The organism is uncultured Anaerofustis sp. (genome assembly GCF_938029165.1).
Taxonomy (GTDB): Bacteria; Bacillota; Clostridia; order Eubacteriales; family Anaerofustaceae; genus Anaerofustis.
The window spans coordinates 1-3,654 of the sequence record NZ_CALHFB010000002.1 but is presented as its reverse complement, the minus strand read 5'-3'; the positions used below and the strand labels follow the sequence as shown (position 1 = coordinate 3,654).

The 3,654-nt window shown below is 33.2% G+C and carries 3 protein-coding genes; 1 reads left to right on the top strand and 2 read right to left on the bottom strand.

Annotated features, from left to right (window positions below; all coding sequences use genetic code 11):
• The first annotated feature begins 686 nt into the window (after nt 1–686).
• Nucleotides 687–977 (top strand): hypothetical protein, encoded by a 291-nt coding sequence (locus Q0516_RS00290; protein ID WP_257480224.1) that lies wholly within the window; start codon nt 687–689, stop codon nt 975–977.
• An 87-nt stretch (nt 978–1,064) separates the two neighbouring features.
• Here the strand turns inward: Q0516_RS00290 and feoB are convergent, their stop codons facing one another.
• Both feoB and Q0516_RS00280 read right to left on the bottom strand, forming a co-directional pair.
• The gene (gene feoB, locus Q0516_RS00285) at nt 1,065–3,209 is read right to left on the bottom strand and encodes a ferrous iron transport protein B (protein WP_294468977.1); all 2,145 of its coding nucleotides are present in this window, start codon (nt 3,207–3,209) and stop codon (nt 1,065–1,067) included.
• A gap of 65 nt (nt 3,210–3,274) precedes the next feature.
• On the bottom strand, nt 3,275–3,511 hold the full coding sequence (locus tag Q0516_RS00280; RefSeq protein ID WP_294468975.1) for a FeoA family protein: 237 nt from the start codon (nt 3,509–3,511) through the stop codon (nt 3,275–3,277).
• Nucleotides 3,512–3,654 lie beyond the last annotated feature (143 nt).

Here is a 3,654-nt window from a genome sequence, read left to right as displayed (position 1 = left end):
AAAATCCTGCGATCCTTACCGATCGTACCGGTTCGATTCCGGTCTTCGGCACCATTAAAATCAGAAGGTAAAACTTCTTTTTTTATTATTTAACGCCTTAAACTTGTAAATTCTTAACCGACTACCCTTTTAAGAAATGCAAGGAAAAAGACACCTTTTGGTGTCTTTTTTGCTTTTTATATAAAATAACAATAATATTATTACATATATTTTATTTTTAATCTCATTATTATTTTTATATAAAAAATTATATCTTAATTTATAAAGATATATATCATATAATAGTATATATTGATTTATTTAACGATAATTTAATGAATCAAACCCTCTAAATTATCACTAAGCATAACAATTATCCTTTATTAATATTTGATTAAAAATATCTGAATTTCGGGATAAATATTTGCTTTTATCCATAAGAAGTGTTATCCTAATAAAGAATATTGTATCCCTTGAGATTTATAATTATTAAAACTTATAAAATACAATATTTTTTCCCTTCATGTAAGGTATTAATTTACCTTACATGTTTTAATTTTGAATATAAACAAATCTAAAAGGTATCGATAATTATATTGATGCCTTTAATTATTGTCCAAAAAGTAAACTTCACGATATGACATAAAATATACATAGGTTATTATTGTATAATCAAATTTAAACAGTTCTGTGTAAAGGAGGATTATATGGACGATAGACAAAAAAGAAATATAATTCACAATGTAATGAATGATATAAGTAACATCATAGGGCTTAATAATTTATTGATACTGGAAGACAATAAATCCGACAGAAAGAGAATAAAGAAAAAAATAAAGTTATATTATGAATTTATATATAAAGAATGCAGACCGATTATAGATAATAAAGAAGATATAAATGAAATTTCCACTGCATTCGAAGGTGAGTATCTAAGAGTATTTAAGAATGCAATAGAAAAGAATATCAAAAGCACTGAAAATATCAAAGAACAATAATATATCGTTGTTTTATTTTTGAAATTAATAGCTTGATTATAGCTTTATTAAAAATAAAAAGGAATGGAAAACCATTCCTTTTTTAGTCTATATAATTATATGATAAATAAGATTTGTAAACATACAAAGTGCTATACCGCAGACCGTTGGAAGAATAAATGCCAGCGCAGTCCATTTAAAGCTTTTGGTTTCGCTTTTAATGGTCATTAAAGTCGTAGCACATGGAAAATGCAGTAAAGTAAAAATCATTACATTGACTGCGGTTAAAATCGTCCATCCGTTTGCTATAAGGACCTTCCCTATTTCCATAGTATTTTCTATGTCTACCATAGTTCCCTTCCCGAGATAACACATGAGTATTATAGGAAGCACTATTTCATTTGCCGGAAGCCCCAAAATGAATGCAGTCAGGATATAGCCGTCAAGTCCCATAAGCTGAGCAAAAGGATTTAAAAAGGTTGCTATATGAGTAAGGATACTGGCATTCCCTATCCCAATATTTGCCATGAGCCATATGACTATCCCAGCAGGAGCCGCAAATACCATTGCACGACCGAGAACGTATAATGTCCTATCAAATATCGACCTTACCAAAATCCTTCCTATCTGCGGTTTTCTGTAAGGAGGAAGCTCTAATGTCAAAGTGCTTGGCATTCCCTTTAAAACAGTCTTCGATAAAAATTTGGAAATAAACAAAGTAAGTATTATTCCAAGGATTATTACAAGAAGCACCGCTAAAGTAGATAAGATAGAGTTTCCGAAACTAAATCCTACACCTCCGATAAATATTGAAGCTACCGCTATCAAAAACGGGAACCTTCCATTACATGGAACAAAAGCATTTGTCAATATCGCAATAAGCCTTTCTCTTGTGGAGTTTATTATCCTGCATCCGATAACCCCTGCGGCATTACATCCAAAACCCATACACATTGTAAGTGCCTGCTTACCGGATGCACAGGCTTTTTTAAAGTAATGGTCGAGATTAAATGCGATCCTCGGAAGATATCCAAGGTCTTCAAGTATCGTAAATAGTGGAAAGAATATTGCCATCGGCGGAAGCATAACGCTTATGACCCATGAAAGCGTATTATACATCCCATCTATTAAAACTCCTTTTAAAAAGACAGGAGCATGCAAATAATCAAACAGAGCATACAGTTTATCCCCTACATAACCAAAGAAAACGGAAAGCATTTCGGAAGGATAATTTGCCCCTGTGATAGTTAGCCAGAATATTACACCGAGGAACAATATCATCAGCGGTATACCAAAAGTCTTAGACGTTAAAATCTTATCTACTTTTCTGTCCCTGTCATTATAATCCCTTACTTCATATTCTAAAACATCTTCACATATTTCCTCATCGTTTTGAAGTATCTCTTCCACTACCCTGTCTCTGAAATTATTCTTTGTTATATTGTTGGTCATCAGCTTTACTTTAGCCTTTTCGACTGATGATGATATATTTTTATTAGCAAGTAAATCTATATCAAGATAATTTTCAAGAGACTTTAGTATTTTCTCATCCCCATCTATTAGTTTAAGTGCTATCCATCTGTATAAATATGTATTTTTGATATTGGTTTGTTTTAATTTTTCCGTTATCTTTTCAATAGCTTCTTCTATGTGTTCGTTATATTTTACACATTTTGGACTAACTTTCATTTTATTGGTACAAACGCTGTAAATAGCACTGAGCAAGCTGTTTAAAGTCTTTGGACGCCTTGCGGTGACACCGACCACAGGAACGCCCAAATACTCGCTTAACAGTTCCAGATTGATTTTTATACCTTTTTTCTTTGCTTCATCAAGCAAATTTACGCATACAATTACATTATTGGTTATTTCAAAAGTCTGAAATACCAGATTTAAATTTCTCTCCAAAGCAGTTGCATCGACGACTACGACGGTGACATCTGCCTGACCGAAACATATATAATTTCTTGCTATCTCTTCTTCTTCGGAATTAGACATCAGTGAATATGTACCGGGTATATCTACGAATAATAAGTCTTTATCTTTATATCTGCATTTCCCTACGGCGTTACTGACGGTTTTTCCCGGCCAGTTCCCGGTATGCTGGTGCATTCCCGTAAGTGCATTGAAGACAGTGGATTTACCTACATTCGGATTTCCGGCAAGACCTATAGTGAAATCGCAGCCTATGGCCTTTTCAAAAACATCCGCTTCCAAAACTTTAGCTCCGGTTGAGCTTGAAGTGAGCCCCATAATCTCCCCCCTTTTACATTATTTAATATTATAATATGTAAAAAGTTAAAATTATGTTACAAGAATTATACTTCAAATACCTCTATTTTATCAGCATCCTCTTTTCTGAATGCTATTATACTTCCTCTTATTTCGTATGCTCTCGGGTCTCCCAAAGGGCTTATGAGTACAGGTTTGATTTTGGTACCTTTTACTACACCTAAATCTAGAAATCGTCTTCTGTCGTCTCCCTCACAATTAATATCCAGAACTTTACCTAAATTTCCTATTTCAACATTACTTAGTACCTTACGTTTTTCCATTTTGCCCTCCTAGTACTTTCCATTACTATAGTATGAAACATCGGTTTTTTTCGTTACATTTTAAAGGGTACCACCCTTTAGAAACCTTTGCGGGGTTTCGCCCCGCACCCCACCAAAAATTTGCTCGTCCAAATTTTTGGATT

Bases quoted from the DNA above. Each gene is read 5' to 3' on its own strand.
- Q0516_RS00290 (WP_257480224.1), top strand. From the start codon at position 687: ATGGACGATAGACAAAAAAGAAATATAATTCACAATGTAATGAATGAT.
- feoB (WP_294468977.1), bottom strand. From the start codon at position 3,209: ATGGGGCTCACTTCAAGCTCAACCGGAGCTAAAGTTTTGGAAGCGGAT.
- Q0516_RS00280 (WP_294468975.1), bottom strand. From the start codon at position 3,511: ATGGAAAAACGTAAGGTACTAAGTAATGTTGAAATAGGAAATTTAGGT.